This is a genomic window from bacterium (assembly GCA_016789445.1).
GTDB lineage: Bacteria > Patescibacteriota > Minisyncoccia > Phycocordibacterales > UBA2100 > UBA10103.
Window position 1 is genome coordinate 242,567 of record JAEUQT010000001.1, and the last position, 17,439, is coordinate 260,005.

The following is a 17,439-nucleotide window of genomic DNA, read 5'->3' on the forward strand; positions in this document are numbered from 1 at the left end:
GCAACATTAGGCTTCGTCGATAGCTTCGTTCACCAAGCGATCTGCTTCCTTGTTTTCTGCCCGCGGAACATAGCCGAAGCGCACATTCCCGAAATCCTTAAGTAATTCGCGGACTTTCGCTACCTGCGGCTTCAAGGTCGGCTCTTTGATCTTCCAGTTCCCCATCAATTGCTCGACGACGAGCTTCGAATCCAAGCGGAATTCGATATCCCCCGTGAGACCGATTTCTTTCGCCTTCGTAAGCGCGAGGACCACAGCCTCGTATTCTGCCCAGTTATTCGTCTGGACCGGACCGAGGTATTTCTTCACCTCAGCGACCACGGTCTCATCCTTAAGGATGACCGCGCCCGCGCCTGCAGGGCCCGGATTTCCCCGTGCTCCGCCGTCGGTGTAGATAACGACCGACATTTTACGCAGCAGCCGAGAGCTTGCGGTATGCGTGCGCAACCGCCAAGAGCGAGACCGGAATCGTTACCAGAAGTCCTACCATGAGCGCAAGGGCGCCGAGTATGTTGATACCGATGAGAGAAAGCGCGAGGAGGAAGAGCTGCCAGCGATGACCTTTCGTCATGCGTACACTTTCCTTCATCGCCTCGATAGGGCCGAGATTCTTATCGATGACAAGGTACGTCGCAAAGATGAGAGAGAGGGCCGCGATGATGCCCGGGACGATGAGGAGGACGAGACCGATCACCACAATGATGCCGGTAAGAATCTTTACTACAGCGTATTGCCAGAGATGCTGCGGATGCCAGAGATCCCTCAATTCAACCTTCTCCACATCAGCGTGTGCCTTGAGCGCAAAGGCTACAAGTCCCATCTCGAGCAAGATACCTACCACAAGCGCAATCGCCGCAAGGACAAAATCAGAGAAGGTCTGTACCGGGTCCGGAGTAAACCCTTCCATGATCCCGGAAATGACGACAATAAGAAGCACAATCCCGATGAAGAACCAAGGACGCTTCTTGAACGATTCCCATCCGAAACGGAGTAATTCGCCAACCGCTAGTGTTTTCATGGCGCCACTATAGCACGGGTCAGGCGCGTGGAAGGAGGATATCCGCAATCCTGAGAGCAAGCGCATGCTCCCCTCGAAATGCGTCTTTTTCGAGGGTTGCGAGAAGATCGGCCTGCAGGTCCGCTTCCGGCATAAGCGTGAAATCCTTCGGGGATCGGAAGAACTGGAACGCCCTCTGGCGCGCACCGGTCTCGCTGCATACCAGCATCACCTCGGTATGGTTCATCTCCTTTCCGAACTTTCGGGCGCTCGTAATGACCGTACGCACGACCCGGAAGAGCGGCTTCGGGTTCCCCATACCGAATGGAGCAAGTCGAGAAAAATCACGCAGCAGCGTCGTCGAGACCTGGGAGAGGAGGATCTCCGCATCCGCCGCTTTCTCTTCTTTCACTTTTCCCGCAGGCGCGAGAGAAACAAGTGCGGCAGCCAATCGCTCCTGTAGGGTGTGTACCGCCTCGTGCGAGACCGAGAAGCCCCCCGAGGCGTGATGCCCACCGAATTCTTCGAGTGCGTCTCCGGCAGCAGCGAAGAGCTCAACCACCGAGATCGTACCGTCTGAACGCGCCGAACCCTTCAGCTTTCCATTCGCATCCCTTCCCCACATGATGACGACGCCGCCACGACCTTCCATAAGCGAGTTCGCGGCAAGCCCCATGAGGGCTGGCTTCCATTCGGTGTCTCCGAGGACGATGACGCGATCTGATTCCGTGTAGCGGGCCGCCGCACGCGCCTTCGCTTCGCGCACGATCGCTGCGACGACACCGCGCCGCTTCCGGTTGAGCGATTCGAGCTGCGCCGCTATCGTGCTCGCCTCATCGGCATCCTGCGTCGTGAGGAGACGAAGCGCGAGTTCGGGCTCGTCCATACGCGATGCCGCATTGATGCGCGGCGCGAACGAGAAACCGATATCATCTTCGGTTACCGTTGCGAGACGCGCCCGAGTCTGTGTCGCGAGCGCACGGATGCCCGGTCGGATGGATTTGCGCAGCACCGTAAGGCCGAAATGCGCAAGCGCGCGGTTCTCGCCCACGAGCGGCACGAGATCGGCGACCGTTGAGATCGCCACTAAATCAAGGAGCCATTTCTCCCAACCATCGGGAATGGCCGCGAAATTCTCGAGTTTCTGTCGCTTCCCCTCCGTGAGAAGGGCGCACGCGAGCTTCCATGCCGTCGCTGCGCCACAGAGATCCTTGAAGGGATAGGGTTCACGCTTCGGATTGATCACGATGCACTCCGGCAATGCGCCTTGGATCTCGTGATGATCGGTGACGATTACATCAACCCCCTTCGACTTCGCATGGTCAACCCCCTCGAATGCGACCGTTCCCACATCCACCGTGATGATGAGGCGAACGCGTCGCTCAGCGAGCGCATCGATAGCCGCAGTATGGAATCCATACCCCTCGCGATCACGATGCGGGATGTACACTTCGACATTCTCGTATCCGATCTTGCGGAACGTATCAAAAAGGAGGGCCGAGCCCGGAATACCATCGCAGTCGAAATCGCCGTATACGGCAATCCGCTCTCCTTGTCGCATCGCCGCCAGAATTCGCGCGACGGCGCGGTCCATATCGGCCAGAAGAAAAGGATCGTGTGTATCACGAGCAAAGTCAGGGCTGAGGAACCGCTCTGCTTCTTCCCCTGCCAATCCGCGTTTCGCGAGGAGATTCGCTACCAGTTCCGAGATTCCTTCACGATTCATAAAGGCGATTGTACTATAGGGCGTATGAAGACCGACCCGAACTGCATTTTCTGCAAGATCGTCGCAGGGGAACTCCCGAAATTCAAAGTATACGAGGATGAAAATACGCTTTCATTCCTCACGATCGAGCCGATGAGCAAGGGTCACACGCTCGTCATCCCGAAAGAGCATGTACCGAACGTCTTCGAAACATCTCCCGACACATGGTCCTTGGCGCAGGAAACCGTACGCAAGGTCGCTCACGCGGTAGAAAAAGCCATGCAGGCCGATGGCGTAAACATCAACATGAACAATCGCGAGCACGCTGGTCAGGTCGTCGACCACTTCCACATCCACATAATCCCCCGTTACAAGGGCGACGACCTCCAACACTGGCCCACACGAAAAATCGCCGCCGGTGAAGGCGACGAGATTTCCACGAAGATTTCTTCTACTCTCTAGAACCAGGAACCCAGTTTCGCGAGCGCGTCCTTGAGGAGCTCTTCCATCGCCGCAAGAGCTGCGGCGACCTGACTGGTTCCCTCTATCGATGCGGTAGTACAGCTGCTCCTGCTGAAATCAGCGCTGCCGGAGAGCGTACCGTCGATGCAGGTGCGTTCCTGGCCGTACTGGGCGCAATTACTGGAGGTACTGCGTGAATAGAACGTATGCTTCTGGTTGTGGCTCACGGTCTTGCCGTCGAGGGTGCAGGATCGTCCGGTCGGTTCGGTGCATGAGGCATGCGAGTAGGATGCTGACCCATCGAGCGTACCATCGGTACACTTCCGCATCTGATCGAATTGGGAGCACGAGCTGCCGAAGGCGGGATTCTCAGTGGTGTAGAACGCCTTGCTCTCGCCGTGCTTCACGTACGCACCATCGAGTACGCAGTATCGCTGGCCGGATGGCGCGCAGTACGCATACTGGTACGACGCAGTACCGCTGAGGACGCCGTTGGTGCATTTGCGCTGCTGATCGATGTTCGCACAATTCGCATTGACGCGCGCGGTATAGAACGTGCGCGTCGCTCCTCCTGCGACCGTTATGCCGTCGATATCACATCCCTTCTCCGCCACGACCGTACACTTCGGATACTTATAGCTTGCAGAGCCCGAGAGAACGCCGTCATTGCAGGTGCGGGCAAGCTGATGCGCTTCGCAGCTTGTCGTGTACGGCACCGAATCATCCGACCAGAAGTTACGGCTGGTGCCGTGTGCGACCGTTGTCGTCGATGTCGTCGTGCCGACCGTAGTGACGACGGTGCAGGACTTTGCTCCTGCAGCCGAACAGTTCGCATAACGGTAATCGCTATCGCCACTGAGTGTGCCGTTATCGCACGAGCGGGTGCCGGCGAATGCCGAACAGCTCTGCCCGAAGAGGACATCCTCGCGCTTATAGAACGTGCGCGACTGGCCGTGGGCAACCGTTACGCCGTTGAGCGTACACGATGCGGGCGATGTCGCGACCGTACATGATGGATACGCGTAGTCCGTCGAACCGGTGACGATGCCGTTCGAGCAGGTACGCACCGTACTCTGGCATTGTTCACCGAAGACCGGGCTCTCTTTGCGGTAGAACGTACGGGATTCCCCATTCATCATGACAGTACCGTTGTAGGTGCATGATCCGGGGACACTCGAAGCACCGACGCCGCAGGATGCGTACTGATAGCTCGGACTACCCGAGAGCGTGCCGTTGATACACTGCCTCGTCTGACGGTATGAATCGCAACTCGAGCCTGCAGGGACATACTGCACCGAATAGAAATTCGCGGTTGCGCCGCTCGCGACGAGCACCCCGCCAGCGACACATCCGCCACCGGTCGTCGGATTCTGCGGAGTCGGTGTTCCTCCGGAACGACAGACGCTCGTAATGAGATTGCGCGTACCAGGTCCCACAAGGCCGTATCCGGTCGAATCAGGCGTTCCCGACGTGACGAGCCCGTGACGTGACTGGAATCGCTGCACCGCGTACTGCGTCAGGAGGCCGAAGTACCCGCTGATGGTCCCCTCAGGATAGATGCGGGAATCCGCCGCGAGGAATGCCTGAAGCGCTGTCACATCGGAACCCGACATGCCCTGCTTCAAGGTACGGACGATATTCGGACATGAGCCATATGCACTGCCACCGCCGGCAGTCGGGATACCGCTCGACGAACCGGTCGTCGTCTGGAGCTGGGATTGAAGCGCCGCAAGCTGGGCGAGAAGCGCGTTGAGCTCAGCCTGCAGTGAAGAAGAGGTCTGGGCGTTCGTTACCGAGAATAATGCAAGGAGGAATAACGGGGTAAGCGTGACCGAGACGGCGAGTTTTCTCATGGGAAAAGTATACCAAGAGCGCCGGCTTCCGCCGGCGCTCGTGTGCATATTCCCGTTTCTTACTGCTGACACTCGCCGTCGTGGAGGTACTCAGCACCTGCAGCGTTGAGCGAGCAGCGGTTACCGTAGGTCTTCGCATCATGAAGCTGACAGATCGCCGGACAGATCATTCCGGGAGCGCAGGTATTCGCACAGCCGGCAGGACGACCACACACCGGAGCATACTCCATGGTGCAGGCAACCGAACCTGATTCGCTACTCACGCGTACCGTAATTGATGCTTTTGCTTCCTTCCCTTCTGCATCACGAGCTATCACCTGTACCGTATAGGTACCCGCTACGGCATAGCTATGCGTAAAGGTAGCTGTTTGCGTGAATACCGGCAGGCTCGTCTGGAGACCAGATGCGTAATTATTCTCATCGCCCCACGTGATGTAGTAACTGAGCTGCTGTCCTTCGGGATCAGATGCTTTTACCGTCCAGGTTCCTGACTGGTTCGTCGTCAGTGACGTCGGACCTGAGAATCCCGAGATGCTTGGCGCCTTACCGCTTCCTGAACCGCCGAAGTAAGCGGTGCAGTACGCATTCTTAGCGATCGTCGCTGCAGGACACGCCTTCAGTGTGCAGAACGCAGGACCTCCCGGCTCCGAGCGACCGCAACTATTGCAGCCGTCATACCAGCTCTTGCACTGGGCGTCCGCTGACGGATCAGTCGATCCGGTTCGGCACTGTCCTTCGTATGCGAAGGATGCCCCATCAGCCTCCATCATGCACGTATTGCTGTACGTGGTCGGCACGGGATTGCAGGGCGCCGTGATGCAGACAACCTGCTTCATGCCGCAGACCGGACGATATTCCTTGGTGCACGCGATTGAACCGACCGTGATCTGCACCTTCGCGATGACGGTCACCGGACAACCCGGTGGAGCACAGAAACCGCCTACTTTCTTGAGAGTCGCGGTATAGGTGCCGTCTTTGGAGTAGGTGTGCTGGAGCGAGACCGGATTCGCACAACGCTGCTGCATGGCATTATCCGTTTCTCCGCAGGAGATCCACTGTGCTTCGCTGCCATCGCCGAAATCAAGGACCGTGTCCTGTCCGTCATAGGCACTCGGACGCGTCGTGCCATCGCCGATCTTCGAGGTGAACGTCACCGTAAGCGGTGCACCTCCCTTCTGTGGAGTGGCGGTCAGGTCTGTGCCGGAAGTTCCGTTACCGCCGCACCAGACACGCAGGCGATCTTTCGTCTTAGGACCGAAAAGTCCTGCACCGGCGATACGGGCATCAGCGGTCGCGATAACTCCCTGCGATGCCTGCCAGCGCACGAGCGCTTCCTTCGTGAGATTACCGAAGAATCCTGATGCCTCAGCGTTGAGATACCCTTCTTGCTTAAGGAATTCCTGCACGCTCTTCACATCATCGTTCGTCTGGCCTTGAGTGATCGAGCGATCAAGCACCGTACAAACGCGATGCTTCAACCCCCACGCATTCGGTGTCGTGCCCGATGGCGTGGTGACCACCGCCTGGCCTTGGAGGGACCTGATCTGCAGATTAAGCTCGGCGATCTTCGCGAGGAGCTCATTGATGCGGGACTGCACGTCGCTCCCGGTAAGCGCCGAGGTCGCGAACGGTGCGGCACAGAGCACGATGACGAGCGCGGTGAGGAATTGTTTTTTCATAAAAATTTCGCTACGTGTAATGATTAATATCCTGCGTAATCAGTCCAACCCGAGTGCGTGCACTTGAGCGTGATGGTTTCGACGACCGTCGTAGTCCTGCAGGTGAGCCACTGGCAGAGCTGCGTTCCCGGGGGAACCTGGGCTTTCTTAGTGGAACCTTCAGGACTGCACTTGCCGCCGATCTGTGTCGCATAGCTCGGCAGCGCAGCCGTCTCTGGAGTAGACGTCGGATGCGTATAGTTCTGACAATTCGTACCCGTCGGACTGCACTTCTGCCATCCCCCGTTATCGCATTTCATGATCGGTGATGTGGTTGAAAGATAGACTCCCTCGGTGAAAAAGGGCTGCCAGACGGCGGTCGCACCTGATGCGACGACCTGATTCCCCCATGGCGTAATGCACGCAGCAGCGCTCGTCGTGCTCGCGAGCGAGGCAGTCGGATTCAGCGGATTCGAGGAGGTGTTCGCACTTACGCTGCCGGAAGTTACTTTCACACTGAGCGCTCCTACGGCTGTGGCGCCGGAGACATCTTTCACCGTAACTTGTACGGCATAGGTACCCGCCTTCGCATAGGAGTGCGAGCCGGTAGAAACCGAAGTAAAGGTGCCGCTGATCCCCGCGATGGTCTTCAGGATGTCCTCGAATCCCTCATCGCCCCAGGTGATGTTGTACGTGAGTGCGCCACCCTCCGGATCAGTTGCCTGCACCTGCCAGCTACGAAACTCTCCGACACCGATCTCGGTCGGCCCGGTGATGCCGGTGATGACCGGCGCTTTATTGCCGCTTCCCTGCGCAACGACACAGCGCCACCCGATATGACAGGTATTGTTCATCATTCGCTCCCAGGTACCGCCGCACGAGATGTTCGGCGCAGTCGCGGTAGTGACCTGCGCGCATTGCTGCTGCGGATTCGCGGTAACGGGAGTCGTGGTGACCGGCGTCGAGACTACACCCGAACAGAGGGTGAGAATAACCGATCGCGTCTTAGGCCCTACGGCTCCATAACCGGTCGTGGCCGCGCTACCGCTCGAGACGACACCATTAGCTGCCTGGAGCTTCTTGATCGCCGCTTCGGTAATTGCGCCGAAATATCCCGTTGAAGCATCGCTCATATAGCCCTTGGCACGCAGGAAGTCCTGGAGCGCGGTCACGTCGCTCCCCCGAGCACCGACACTGAGAGTGCGGGCAATGGCGGGACACCCTACGGCACCTACCGGAGTTGCGCTAGCCGGCGCGGCGGGTGCTCCTGATATCTTGTCTTGGAGCGCCTTGATCTGCGAGAGAAGCGCGTTGATTTTCGTTTGGAGCTCTTCCGCAGTCTGAGCGGAAGATGCCGCAGGAATAAGGATGAGTGCGATAAGAAAAACAGCAGCGGTACGCATTCCTATAGTATGTATGCTCTGAATCGCGGCTCAGGCGACTGGTGTGGATAGAAGCTTCGTTGCGCTCGCGATGTCATCGGGGTTCGTGATCTGGATCCACCTCGTCGCCTCGACGACGTTGAGCGGGATACCGCTCGCTTTCGATGCGGCGACCACGGTCTGTGGCAGACCTAATTCGTCCGACCCCGCCTTCTTGGGAATGGCCGGAAAATCAAAGATGCGCGGATCGAGGGCGAACATATTGGTCGACACCGCACCCTCCCCTTCGCCGTTCTCGATGATATCGCTTACATGATGCTCGATATCGATAACGACACGGCCACCGACTTTCGTGTCCGGCACGCGCTGCACGAGTAACGCCCAATCATGCGCGAGTACCGCCCGGATATCTTCTTTCGCATAGATGTCATCCCCCATCATGACGAGGAATTTCTCAGTGAGATATTGTTTTGCCTGGAGAAGCGCATCCATCGTACCGCCCACGATGTTCGCCTGCTCGATGTAGATTATTCTTTTCCCCTTATAGGAATCGCCGAATTTGGCGGTGATAGTCTCCTTCAGGTACCCGACGATGAGGATGATCTCGTGCACATCATCCGGCAGCGCATCGAATTTATGCTCGAGAAGCGTCTTGCCGGCGACTTCAAGCATCGGCTTAGGAAGCTGCTCCGTAAGAGCGCCCATTCGTGTGCCACGTCCGGCGGCGAGTATGACTGCTTGCATAGCGGTACTGTATAGCCTGCGGGAGAGCCTGGGAAGGCCCGATGAAGGCTAGAAAGTTATGCCGCTCGGGAGTGCGAACTTGCTCTCGTCGGTCGGCCATGCGACGCAGTGGTAATCGTAGTCCTGATTGAGCTGTGCCGAAACCTCAGCACTCACTTCCGGCTCACCCTCGTTGCGGGAGATCGGGAACTTGAACCCCTTGCTCATCATACTGGTCCAGGTGTAGGCGGTTTTATCGCGCATCAGCATGTGCGATTCCATCTTCCCCACCTGCGGGATCTCAGAGACGAAATCTGCGCGCACCATATCCTGCGCAACATAGGTAGTGCCCGTTGAGGTAATGCCTTCTGTGGTTACCGATACGTCGCATTTCCAGGAACCGCCACGCCCCATGAGTTCCTGCATGGAACCCTTGAAATCCTGCGTCTCGGAAGAAACCATCTCGCTTGAACCTGATGCATTCGAGGCGGTATCCGATGCAGACTGCTGATTCATGACGAACCACGCCCCTGCCCCAACCACCACCAAACCGATAAGCGCGTATAAGATTTTCATATCAAATAAAGTTACATATAGATGCGGTGATTCTATACCTAATTCACCTTCCCAAGAAACTCACATGCAGAGCTTACGAGGGTCTTCGCAGGCCCGACGGGGCCGAGACTGAGCGCTGGCGCAGCAGCGTCAGATAGCGACCCGAGAAAGCACTGCATGTGAGTTTCTACACTCTTCCCCTTACTCGAGCGCCTGAATACCCGGAAGCGTTCCATCGAGGAGATACTCGAGCATGGCGCCGCCGCCGGTCGAGAGGAATCCGAGCTTATCTTCCCCGATACCGCTATCCATAATGGCAGCGATAGTATCCCCGCCACCGATGACTGCGCGGGCTCCCGCGGCTACACGGCGACTGACCATCTCGGCAATCGCATGCGTAAACGAGGTAAAACCCTCCTCATAGAGACCCGTCGGACCGTTCCAGAGTATGAAATTCGCTTTTTCGAGGTGCGGTGCGATTGCGGCGACTGAATCCGGTCCGATATCGACGATCTTATCGTCAGCCTCAACGGATTCCGGCTTCACTACCCTCGCATGACCATCACTGCGCTGAGCCGTTACATCACGCGGTGCGATAAAGTGCGGGTGATTCAATATATAAGGAGTCGGCTGCTCCTTGGAGATCAGCGACCTTCCCACCGGATGACCCTGCGCCGTATAGACATCGTTCGCCAAGGCTCCGGTTACGAAAAGATGATCATATGAGCCAAGAAGTGTCTTGATGAGCGGTGCCTTGGTCTCGAATTTCGCCCCGCCGAGGATGGCGAATGACGGATGATCGGGTACGCGTGCATCCTTGAGGGCTTTTACCTCATCGCGAAGGAGCAGCCCTGCGTAATGCGGCAGGTACTTCGGAATCCCTACAATAGATGTATGGGCGCGATGAGCAGCTGAGAACGCATCCCCCACGTACACTTCGCCGAGGCTCGCGAGCTGCTTCGCGAATTCATCATCATTGGCGACCTCGCGTGGATCCTGTCGAAGGTTTTCCAAAAGGATGACGTCACCGTCCTCCATCACCTGGATGGCATTGCGCGCCGCATGCCCGTCGATTTCCGGCAGATACGTATGCTTCACGTGATGCATGAGCGCGCGCGAGACCGGCGCATTCGTCTCCTTAGGGTCGCGACCGATATGGGAGAGCACGATGACGCGCGCGCCGAGCTGCGAGAGGAACTTCAGCGTCTCGGCCGAACGCTTCACACGGAAGAGATCTGCAACCTCCCCCTTCTCGTCGAGAGGAACGTCGAATCCGGCACGGACGATGACACGCTTGCCGCGCAGCTCCTCTGCTGGGATCTCATCGATGCAGGTGAACATACTACTTTTTAGAGGCCGCGATCAGGAGTTCGGTGAAGGTTTTCGCATCTACGCTGGCCCGCCCGACGAGAAGCCCCTTCACATCGCCGTCGCGCAGCATGAGCGGCGCACTTGCCGCATCCACCGATCCGCCATAGAGCACCGTGATGTTCATGCCGAGATCCCCATACTTCTCGACGATCGCCTTGCGGATGAAGATGCTCATCTCGTGCATATCGCGCGGCGACATCGGTTGCGCTGCACCGATCGCCCAGACCGGCTCATACGCGATGATGACCTTTCCGATCTTCGCAGGAGAGACATGCTGCAAGCCGGCGCGGAGTTGCTCTTTCACGAACACGAAGTGCTCGCCCGCAGGCGTACGGGTCTTCTCACCGATACAGAAGATAGGAGTAAGTTTCGCCTCAAGCACCGCGGCGACCTTCTTCCCCACTTCTTCGTTGGTCTCCCCGAGTGCGCGGCGTTCCGCATGCCCCACGATCACATAGGCAGCCTTCGCATCGGCGACCTGCGGGATGGAAATGTCTCCCGTATAGGAACCCGCGTTCTCGAAATGTACGTTTTGTGCGGCGAGCGGCACTTTTGCACCCCTGGTCGCCGCCGCGAGGTCGCGCAGGAAGATCGCCGGCGGAGCGACGACGACGGAGACATTCTTAGCGGCAAGCGAGGCTTTCTTCGTCTCTTCGTAGAGCTTTATTGCCTCTTTCAGAGTCGCCGGATTCATCTTCCAGTTGGCGACAATGAGGGATTTCATGCGGCGATTGTAGCATGCGGGTCATTTTGAAACGAAAAGGCATCCATCCTGACGGATGAATGCCTTTGATTGTTCTCAACTGTTTCGCACAACCTGCCGAATCCCGAAAGTGATCCCGCTGGCGACTGCGACCAGCAGTAGATGGCCAACGAGTATCAATTCCATGGCAAAAAATGCCATGAACATCCACGTTTGCCACTCTCCTTGGATGAGACCGCTCGCCGCGAATAGATAGGTCCAGACAACTGCCGCAATCGCGACGATCGAGAGCCGGCCCAGCACTCGAATCACCGGGAGAGCGCAATGAACGCCGATAATCACTCCGACGAGCGCGCTCACCATGTACGCCGGGATGCTTGCAATTGAAGCCCACGGTTCCACAAGCATTGCTTTCTCCTTGTTCTGAGGAAATTGGACTGATTGTTATTATAATGCATTTTCAGAAAAAGTCAATATCTTACTGCTCCCTCCAGAGAACCAATTTGTAATCAGGAGACGCCGACGGCGTAAAGGGCGGCGGATCGAACGCGAGGAGTCGGTCATAGGTATCGGTTCGTGTCTGATAGCCCGAGACCATTGTTCCCCCGCTCGACCACTGCGTACCGACGCGATTATTGGAAATGACGCTGCCGATCGTGGTAAGGGATGCCTGGATCACATAGGAGTCGTACTGCGATGGCACATCGTTCTCCCCGGTCGTCGTGTAGTAGTTGCGACCGACATAGCCGTTCTGCGCGACAAAGACGCCACGCACCGTCATCGCATCAGGCGAATTCAGCGGAATAAGGATCGATCGTTCGGCGATCGCCGTGAGGCCGGATGATCCGCTGCCGGATGCGTACACGATGTCTCGGGAGAGGACGATGTCCGGCTGGAACGTTCCGGTATCCGCCGCGATCACCGTGATCTTCGTACCGACGGTCCCTTCAAGCCAGACTTTCGATTGCGCGAAGATGACGCGGCAATCCGAGGGAATCGTATATCGGCCGACGTACGTCTCGCTGGAGATGATGTGGTAATCGGTCGTCCACGTGCCGATGTTATCGATACGTTGCGCATCGACCCCGATGGTGCCGGTAACACGGTACACATCCACGGTGTCGTCCGCGCGCAGCACGAGATGGAATCCACGCTGATCGCTCGCACCGACCGACGTGAAGGTGCCGCCCTGCTGCACGCCGTTCACACGTACGTTCGTCGGATTGAGCATGATGCCGTCGTTCGTCGCATAGGTCTGCAGTGTCGGGAAATCAGTCGAGATACCCGCGAAACTGAATGACGCTGCCGGATATTTCCAGAGCGCGGAACCGCCGCCGGATCCGAACACGCCCGGCTGCGTCTGCGTCGGCGAACAACCGAACGACGAGGTGCAGGACCATGTCGTAAGCGCGCTCGAGACGATCGAGTTACTATCCCCATCCATGCGCACGCCGCCGTTGGAATGGTACGCACCCGTGATCACGCGGTCATCGCCCGCCCACACGTTCGCGTTGATGATGTTCGAATATTCCGCAACCGACGGACGCATGTAACGAGCATTCAAGGTGCGTTTATAGAGCGGATTGATGTTCGCCGTTCCCTGCGAGACGAGATCCGCCGACTGCACGCGGCCGCACGAGGTGTTGAGTGTCGCCGTCACCGATGCGCTTCCCATCGTGCTTCCTTCAGGATCGCTTACGGTGTAACTTGCCGGCGAGACAAGCCCGGCGCCTGTCGTCATGATGTTCGGATTGCGCGCGAGGAACCATCGATAGTATTCGAGCCCTGCCTCCGCAACGTTCACGGCTTGTTCGCGTGCGTAGAGCGCGCGACCATACTTCCCTTGCGTGAGCACGTAACTCAGAATCGTCCCGAGCAGAAAGAGGAAGATCCCCATGAACGCGAGGACGAGCATCACCGTGACACCGCGTTCGTTTCGCATATCAACGGAGATTACGGAGCGCAGCGGTGCTACGCAACGTGAATTGGTTCGGCATGCGGAACGGATTGATATTGACGACGACCGTCGACTCGATGAAGCGCAGTGCTGCTATGTCGTTCAGGTTCGTCATGAGATTCCCGTTCACATCATAGTACCTGAACGTCGCGATGCCCTGATCGATATTGCGCACCGAATCCGAAACGGTCGATACGACTTCCGGACTTGAGTAGACCGGAGGGTCCCCCACCGGATCGATGATGCCGCGTTTCAGAGAATTACCATCAACGAAGAATCTGAGTTTCTCGATAAAGGGGTCACTGTCGACATCCGCGTAGAACGCGACGGAACTCGTCGAGATCGAGATGATGGGGTACGCGCCATCCGATGCGTATGCCGCTTCGCGCATCGTCTTCACCATGCTTTCGATGCCGCGCTGCGCTGATGAAACAGCGGCGGATTGTTCGACGGTGTAGTTATTCGTGCGATAGAAGTACTGCACTGAATTCACGATCGCGAGCATCGCAGCGAGCGTCACCGACACCCACACCACCGTCTCTACTAATGTCATACCGCGTTCCATATCAATTATTGAGGATGACCGACGTGCGTGAGGTGCCTGAAACATTGATGGTACTCGTCGCATTGAAGATCTGGTATCCGCTCGCGGAAACCTGTAACGAATACCGGCTTGTGCCGGTTCCGGCGGCGATGCCGCTGAAGTACGAGTTGCCACAACCGTCGCTCGCGATCGTCGTGTTGTACGCCGGCGTCGTGCGGTACAACCGCACGTTCGCGTTCTTGATGGGTGTGCCCGATGCATTCTTCACATCCACAAGCAGCGAGTTCGTGGTGAACGGCGCGACGAAGACACGCGTCGTCTGCGACGAGTTCGGTGAAAGGGTTTCCGGCTGCGGATTACATACCGACTGGATCGCATACGTCGTCGATGCCGCGAGGCCTATCGTGTAACTATCCCATTCGATCCCGCTGAGCGTGACACTGCCGCTCGATCCGCTATTGATCGATGAGTTCTGATATTTGTACACCTGCGCCCCGCCGACCGTCGTGCCGATCGTCTTTGCGCCCGTCATCGTGAGTCCGATGTTCGGAAGCGAACGCGGTCCGGTATCTGCCGAGATGGAATACGCATCAACCGAAGGAGTGTTCGATGCGTTCGAAGTAGAAAGCGTCGCGCCGATGACCAGTGATGGATACGTCGATGTTGAAACATTCGCGAGACTGACCGGAGAAACCGTAAGACCCGCACTGTTCCCCGGAATCTGCGAATCAGGAATCAGATTCGTGCCGGATGAGTCATACACACGAAACGCGATGCTCGTACCTGATGGCGTGCTCGTCGCCCACGTGAGACGTTTCCATGCGACAAGGGACGATGTTGAGAAACTCGTCGTAAGGAAACTTCCCGGAGATGTAAAACCATTTTCACCAACAGTCAGTCGCACCGCTCCGCCGGACACCGTGACACCCGACGAAGATCCGATACCGCTCGCATCATTGAAGCTCTCCGTCGTTGTACCCGTCGAAACCGGCGAATAGGTCTCGATGGTTTTGTCGGAGAGGACATCGATCGCGAAGGTTGCGGCGGTCGTCTGGTTGAGTGCGACACCGAGATGTGCGGGAATCGGATTCGTGTTTGTTGCCGATGAACCGTAGGTCTGTGCCGTTGAGTATCCGCTCTTCGTTGTCGTGACACGATACCCCGATCCTGATGGCACACCGAGAATGACGGCGGTTCCCGCTGCATCGGTGTACGTCGTGAGATCGACCGACGGAGAAACACCGGCATTCACCACGCGTATCTGTGCGTTCGAAACCGGAACGAGTCGCGAGTCGACGACGTTGAACGAGAGCGTGCCGCCCGGCACTGATGTTTCGACACCCGGCGGGGAGATGCGTGAGATGAGCGTGATCGTGTGTGTGCCGTCGCGCACCACCCACGAAACCGTGACCTTCGCGGCCTTGTAATCGGTGCGCACGCCGTTCGTGTCCGCCGCCCCGCTACCATCTGCCGGATCATCTTCCCAAGAGATAAAGGTGCGACGTGTGTACGAGACATCATTCAGATTCACCGTCTCGCTCTGTGCGATGTTTCCCGAAGGAATACCGCCCGTTGTTCCGACCGACGCGTACGGAAGACTACGAATGAATTCCAACCGCTCGTTCGCGAGTGCGATCGCACCTGCACGGGCCTTGTTGTTCGAGACCGCCATCACCGTCAGTCGAAACGCGCCGACGATACCGACGAACACGACGAGCATGAGTGCGGTCCCGACGACCGCATCAAGCAAAGTAGAACCTCGTTCCCCTCGAGGGCACTGCATCAAACTATTGTAACGCGATGTCGTGTAACTTCGCCCGAGTATTCAACAAACCTAGATGTTCTCCGAAAGCTGGTAGATCGGTGAGATCATTGCCACCGCAAAGAAACCGACGGCACCGCCGATCGCGACCATGAGGAACGGTTCGATGATGGTCGACATGTCTTTCGTCTTTCGATCGACTTCGTCTTCGTAAAAAATCGCGAGCTTCTTCATCATTTCGGTCAATGCGCCGGTCTCTTCACCGACTGACATCATCTCGCCGACGAATGCTGGATACAGATGCTCCGCACGCACGAACGCAGCGGAGAGCGGTTCACCCTTTCCCACATTCTCCTTCGCCTGCACGATCACCTGCTTGAAGTACGAGTTCTGCACGACGTCCGCGACGATATCAAGCGCGGTTATCACATCAACACCCGCCGAAAGAAGCGATGCGAGCGTGCGCGACGTGCGTGCCGCATTCACTTCTTTGACGATAGGACCGATGAGCGGGATGTGGAGGAAGACGAAATCCTTGATACGCGAACCGAGCTCGGTGCGCAGGAATCCATAGAGGCCACCGAAGAGGATGACGACGAGCGAGCCCGCAACGATGGTGTACTTCACCAAGAAGTTCGAGACCGCGATGATCGCCTGCGTTGATGCGGGCAATTCTGCATCCATTTCTTCGAACGTCTGCGCCAGTGTCGGCACGACGTTGATCATCATGAATACGCCGATGCCGATGATCGCAATAACGATGATGGCCGGATACAAAAGTGCGCCGCGGATCTTCTTCTTCAAAACGTACATGCGCTCCATCTGATCCGAGACGACGCCGAGAGCGGACGAAAGCTGACCACCCTCTTCGCCCGCACGCGTCATCGCGACGAAAAGCTTGGGGAAGACGTGCGGGAATTTCGCGAGCGCACTGTGGAGCGTCTCACCGCGGCGCACCGCGCTCGAAAGCTCGGATACTACGCTCACCAATCGAGCGTTCTTGGTCTGGCGTTCGATGACCGCAAGTGCACGTGCCAGAGAAAGCCCTGCACCGAGCATCGCTCCCAAGTTGCGCGCGAAGAGGATCTTCTCGTATTCAGGAACCGTGGAGATCTTCGAGTTCCAGTACTGCAGACTGAAGTAGCTTTGGCTGTTATCCTCGGCGACGGAGATGATGCGTCCGCCTTCGCGACGGACTATCTCATACAACTCGAAACGGTCGCGCGCACTTGCGACACCTTTGTACACTTCCCCGCCCGCCTTCTCGGCGGTGTACGAAAAACGAGCCATTCATACAATTATATAGTGTCGGAACACGCAGCTTGCGAATATGCTGGGAACAGCTAGGATACGGCCAGTTTCAAAAGGAGGAGACCATGCTTGATATGGTACGAACGGCGCCCGTGGAGAATGCTAATGCGCTCGCGAGCGAGACACTCGTGCTGTCATTCGCAGAAGACAGTCATTTCGATAGCGCCAAGAACGCGGACGGCGAGAGACTGCGCACGATCTTCGGGTATGCAGATTGTCGCTTTATTGCCTGCATGCATGCAGAGTATCGCGGCAATCAGTTCGTGAAGATCGTCATTCATACGCATACACGCGGCTTGCATAGCGCGTCGTATGAATGCTTCGGTACCACCGGTAACGATCGCAAACTGACCCACGGCCCGCTGCTTCACATCGACGAGGTAAATTTCGCGGAGGAGTACGTTCAGGTCACGTTCATGCATCGCGAACACTGACTCAAAGCCGCCCTCCTCGGGC

The 17,439-nt window shown here is 57.3% G+C and carries 17 protein-coding genes; 2 read left to right on the forward strand and 15 right to left on the reverse strand.

What is annotated here, in order from left to right; genetic code table 11:
- Positions 1-6: 6 nt before the first annotated feature.
- Genes JNK62_01545 through recJ form a run of 3 tightly spaced genes read right to left on the reverse strand, consistent with a single transcriptional unit; the run spans position 7 to position 2,723 of the window.
- The gene (locus tag JNK62_01545) at positions 7-408 is read right to left on the reverse strand and encodes a ribonuclease HI family protein (GenBank protein MBL8158202.1); all 402 of its coding nucleotides are present in this window, start codon (positions 406-408) and stop codon (positions 7-9) included.
- A gap of 1 nt (position 409) precedes the next feature.
- Complete coding sequence (locus JNK62_01550; protein MBL8158203.1) at positions 410-1,018, reverse strand: DUF975 family protein; 609 nt, start codon at positions 1,016-1,018, stop codon at positions 410-412.
- 19 nt (positions 1,019-1,037) lie between these two features.
- Positions 1,038-2,723, reverse strand: coding sequence for a single-stranded-DNA-specific exonuclease RecJ (gene recJ, locus JNK62_01555; GenBank protein MBL8158204.1), 1,686 nt, complete (start codon positions 2,721-2,723; stop codon positions 1,038-1,040).
- A 24-nt stretch (positions 2,724-2,747) separates the two neighbouring features.
- Between recJ and JNK62_01560 the strand changes: the two genes are divergently transcribed.
- Positions 2,748-3,164, forward strand: coding sequence for an HIT family protein (locus tag JNK62_01560; protein ID MBL8158205.1), 417 nt, complete (start codon positions 2,748-2,750; stop codon positions 3,162-3,164).
- On the opposite strand, the gene JNK62_01565 is transcribed toward JNK62_01560, so the two are convergent.
- The 12 genes from JNK62_01565 to JNK62_01620 form a co-directional block, all read right to left on the reverse strand.
- Complete coding sequence (locus JNK62_01565) at positions 3,161-5,017, reverse strand: peptidoglycan-binding protein (GenBank protein MBL8158206.1); 1,857 nt, start codon at positions 5,015-5,017, stop codon at positions 3,161-3,163. The genes JNK62_01560 and JNK62_01565 overlap by 4 nt on opposite strands.
- A gap of 59 nt (positions 5,018-5,076) precedes the next feature.
- Positions 5,077-6,696, reverse strand: coding sequence for a peptidoglycan-binding protein (locus tag JNK62_01570; GenBank protein MBL8158207.1), 1,620 nt, complete (start codon positions 6,694-6,696; stop codon positions 5,077-5,079).
- A gap of 23 nt (positions 6,697-6,719) precedes the next feature.
- The gene (locus JNK62_01575; GenBank protein ID MBL8158208.1) at positions 6,720-8,078 is read right to left on the reverse strand and encodes a peptidoglycan-binding protein; all 1,359 of its coding nucleotides are present in this window, start codon (positions 8,076-8,078) and stop codon (positions 6,720-6,722) included.
- A 30-nt stretch (positions 8,079-8,108) separates the two neighbouring features.
- Entirely contained in the window at positions 8,109-8,801 is a 693-nt protein-coding gene (locus JNK62_01580) for an NTP transferase domain-containing protein (GenBank protein MBL8158209.1), read from the reverse strand.
- Between the two features lie 48 nt (positions 8,802-8,849).
- The gene (locus tag JNK62_01585) at positions 8,850-9,356 is read right to left on the reverse strand and encodes a hypothetical protein (protein ID MBL8158210.1); all 507 of its coding nucleotides are present in this window, start codon (positions 9,354-9,356) and stop codon (positions 8,850-8,852) included.
- A 180-nt stretch (positions 9,357-9,536) separates the two neighbouring features.
- Positions 9,537-10,676, reverse strand: a complete 1,140-nt coding sequence (locus JNK62_01590; protein MBL8158211.1) for a phosphoglycerate kinase — start codon at positions 10,674-10,676, stop codon at positions 9,537-9,539.
- Between the two features lies 1 nt (position 10,677).
- Positions 10,678-11,430, reverse strand: coding sequence for a triose-phosphate isomerase (locus JNK62_01595; GenBank protein ID MBL8158212.1), 753 nt, complete (start codon positions 11,428-11,430; stop codon positions 10,678-10,680).
- A 75-nt stretch (positions 11,431-11,505) separates the two neighbouring features.
- Positions 11,506-11,817, reverse strand: coding sequence for a hypothetical protein (locus JNK62_01600; protein MBL8158213.1), 312 nt, complete (start codon positions 11,815-11,817; stop codon positions 11,506-11,508).
- A 70-nt stretch (positions 11,818-11,887) separates the two neighbouring features.
- Positions 11,888-13,351, reverse strand: a complete 1,464-nt coding sequence (locus JNK62_01605) for a hypothetical protein (protein MBL8158214.1) — start codon at positions 13,349-13,351, stop codon at positions 11,888-11,890.
- Position 13,352: 1 nt separating this feature from the next.
- On the reverse strand, positions 13,353-13,931 hold the full coding sequence (locus tag JNK62_01610) for a hypothetical protein (protein ID MBL8158215.1): 579 nt from the start codon (positions 13,929-13,931) through the stop codon (positions 13,353-13,355).
- 1 nt (position 13,932) lies between these two features.
- Positions 13,933-15,693 (reverse strand): carboxypeptidase regulatory-like domain-containing protein, encoded by a 1,761-nt coding sequence (locus JNK62_01615; protein MBL8158216.1) that lies wholly within the window; start codon positions 15,691-15,693, stop codon positions 13,933-13,935.
- Positions 15,694-15,744: 51 nt separating this feature from the next.
- Entirely contained in the window at positions 15,745-16,962 is a 1,218-nt protein-coding gene (locus JNK62_01620) for a type II secretion system F family protein (protein ID MBL8158217.1), read from the reverse strand.
- Between the two features lie 86 nt (positions 16,963-17,048).
- Here JNK62_01620 and JNK62_01625 point away from each other — a divergent pair, with 86 nt between their 5' ends.
- A complete protein-coding gene (locus JNK62_01625; GenBank protein MBL8158218.1) occupies positions 17,049-17,417 on the forward strand; it encodes a hypothetical protein in 369 nt (122 codons plus the stop codon).
- Positions 17,418-17,439 lie beyond the last annotated feature (22 nt).

Bases quoted from the DNA above. Each gene is read 5' to 3' on its own strand.
- JNK62_01545 (MBL8158202.1), bottom strand. From the start codon at position 408: ATGTCGGTCGTTATCTACACCGACGGCGGAGCACGGGGAAATCCGGGC.
- JNK62_01550 (MBL8158203.1), bottom strand. From the start codon at position 1,018: ATGAAAACACTAGCGGTTGGCGAATTACTCCGTTTCGGATGGGAATCG.
- recJ (MBL8158204.1), bottom strand. From the start codon at position 2,723: ATGAATCGTGAAGGAATCTCGGAACTGGTAGCGAATCTCCTCGCGAAA.
- JNK62_01560 (MBL8158205.1), top strand. From the start codon at position 2,748: ATGAAGACCGACCCGAACTGCATTTTCTGCAAGATCGTCGCAGGGGAA.
- JNK62_01565 (MBL8158206.1), bottom strand. From the start codon at position 5,017: ATGAGAAAACTCGCCGTCTCGGTCACGCTTACCCCGTTATTCCTCCTT.
- JNK62_01570 (MBL8158207.1), bottom strand. From the start codon at position 6,696: ATGAAAAAACAATTCCTCACCGCGCTCGTCATCGTGCTCTGTGCCGCA.
- JNK62_01575 (MBL8158208.1), bottom strand. From the start codon at position 8,078: ATGCGTACCGCTGCTGTTTTTCTTATCGCACTCATCCTTATTCCTGCG.
- JNK62_01580 (MBL8158209.1), bottom strand. From the start codon at position 8,801: ATGCAAGCAGTCATACTCGCCGCCGGACGTGGCACACGAATGGGCGCT.
- JNK62_01585 (MBL8158210.1), bottom strand. From the start codon at position 9,356: ATGAAAATCTTATACGCGCTTATCGGTTTGGTGGTGGTTGGGGCAGGG.
- JNK62_01590 (MBL8158211.1), bottom strand. From the start codon at position 10,676: ATGTTCACCTGCATCGATGAGATCCCAGCAGAGGAGCTGCGCGGCAAG.
- JNK62_01595 (MBL8158212.1), bottom strand. From the start codon at position 11,430: ATGAAATCCCTCATTGTCGCCAACTGGAAGATGAATCCGGCGACTCTG.
- JNK62_01600 (MBL8158213.1), bottom strand. From the start codon at position 11,817: ATGCTTGTGGAACCGTGGGCTTCAATTGCAAGCATCCCGGCGTACATG.
- JNK62_01605 (MBL8158214.1), bottom strand. From the start codon at position 13,351: ATGCGAAACGAACGCGGTGTCACGGTGATGCTCGTCCTCGCGTTCATG.
- JNK62_01610 (MBL8158215.1), bottom strand. From the start codon at position 13,931: ATGGAACGCGGTATGACATTAGTAGAGACGGTGGTGTGGGTGTCGGTG.
- JNK62_01615 (MBL8158216.1), bottom strand. From the start codon at position 15,693: ATGCAGTGCCCTCGAGGGGAACGAGGTTCTACTTTGCTTGATGCGGTC.
- JNK62_01620 (MBL8158217.1), bottom strand. From the start codon at position 16,962: ATGGCTCGTTTTTCGTACACCGCCGAGAAGGCGGGCGGGGAAGTGTAC.
- JNK62_01625 (MBL8158218.1), top strand. From the start codon at position 17,049: ATGCTTGATATGGTACGAACGGCGCCCGTGGAGAATGCTAATGCGCTC.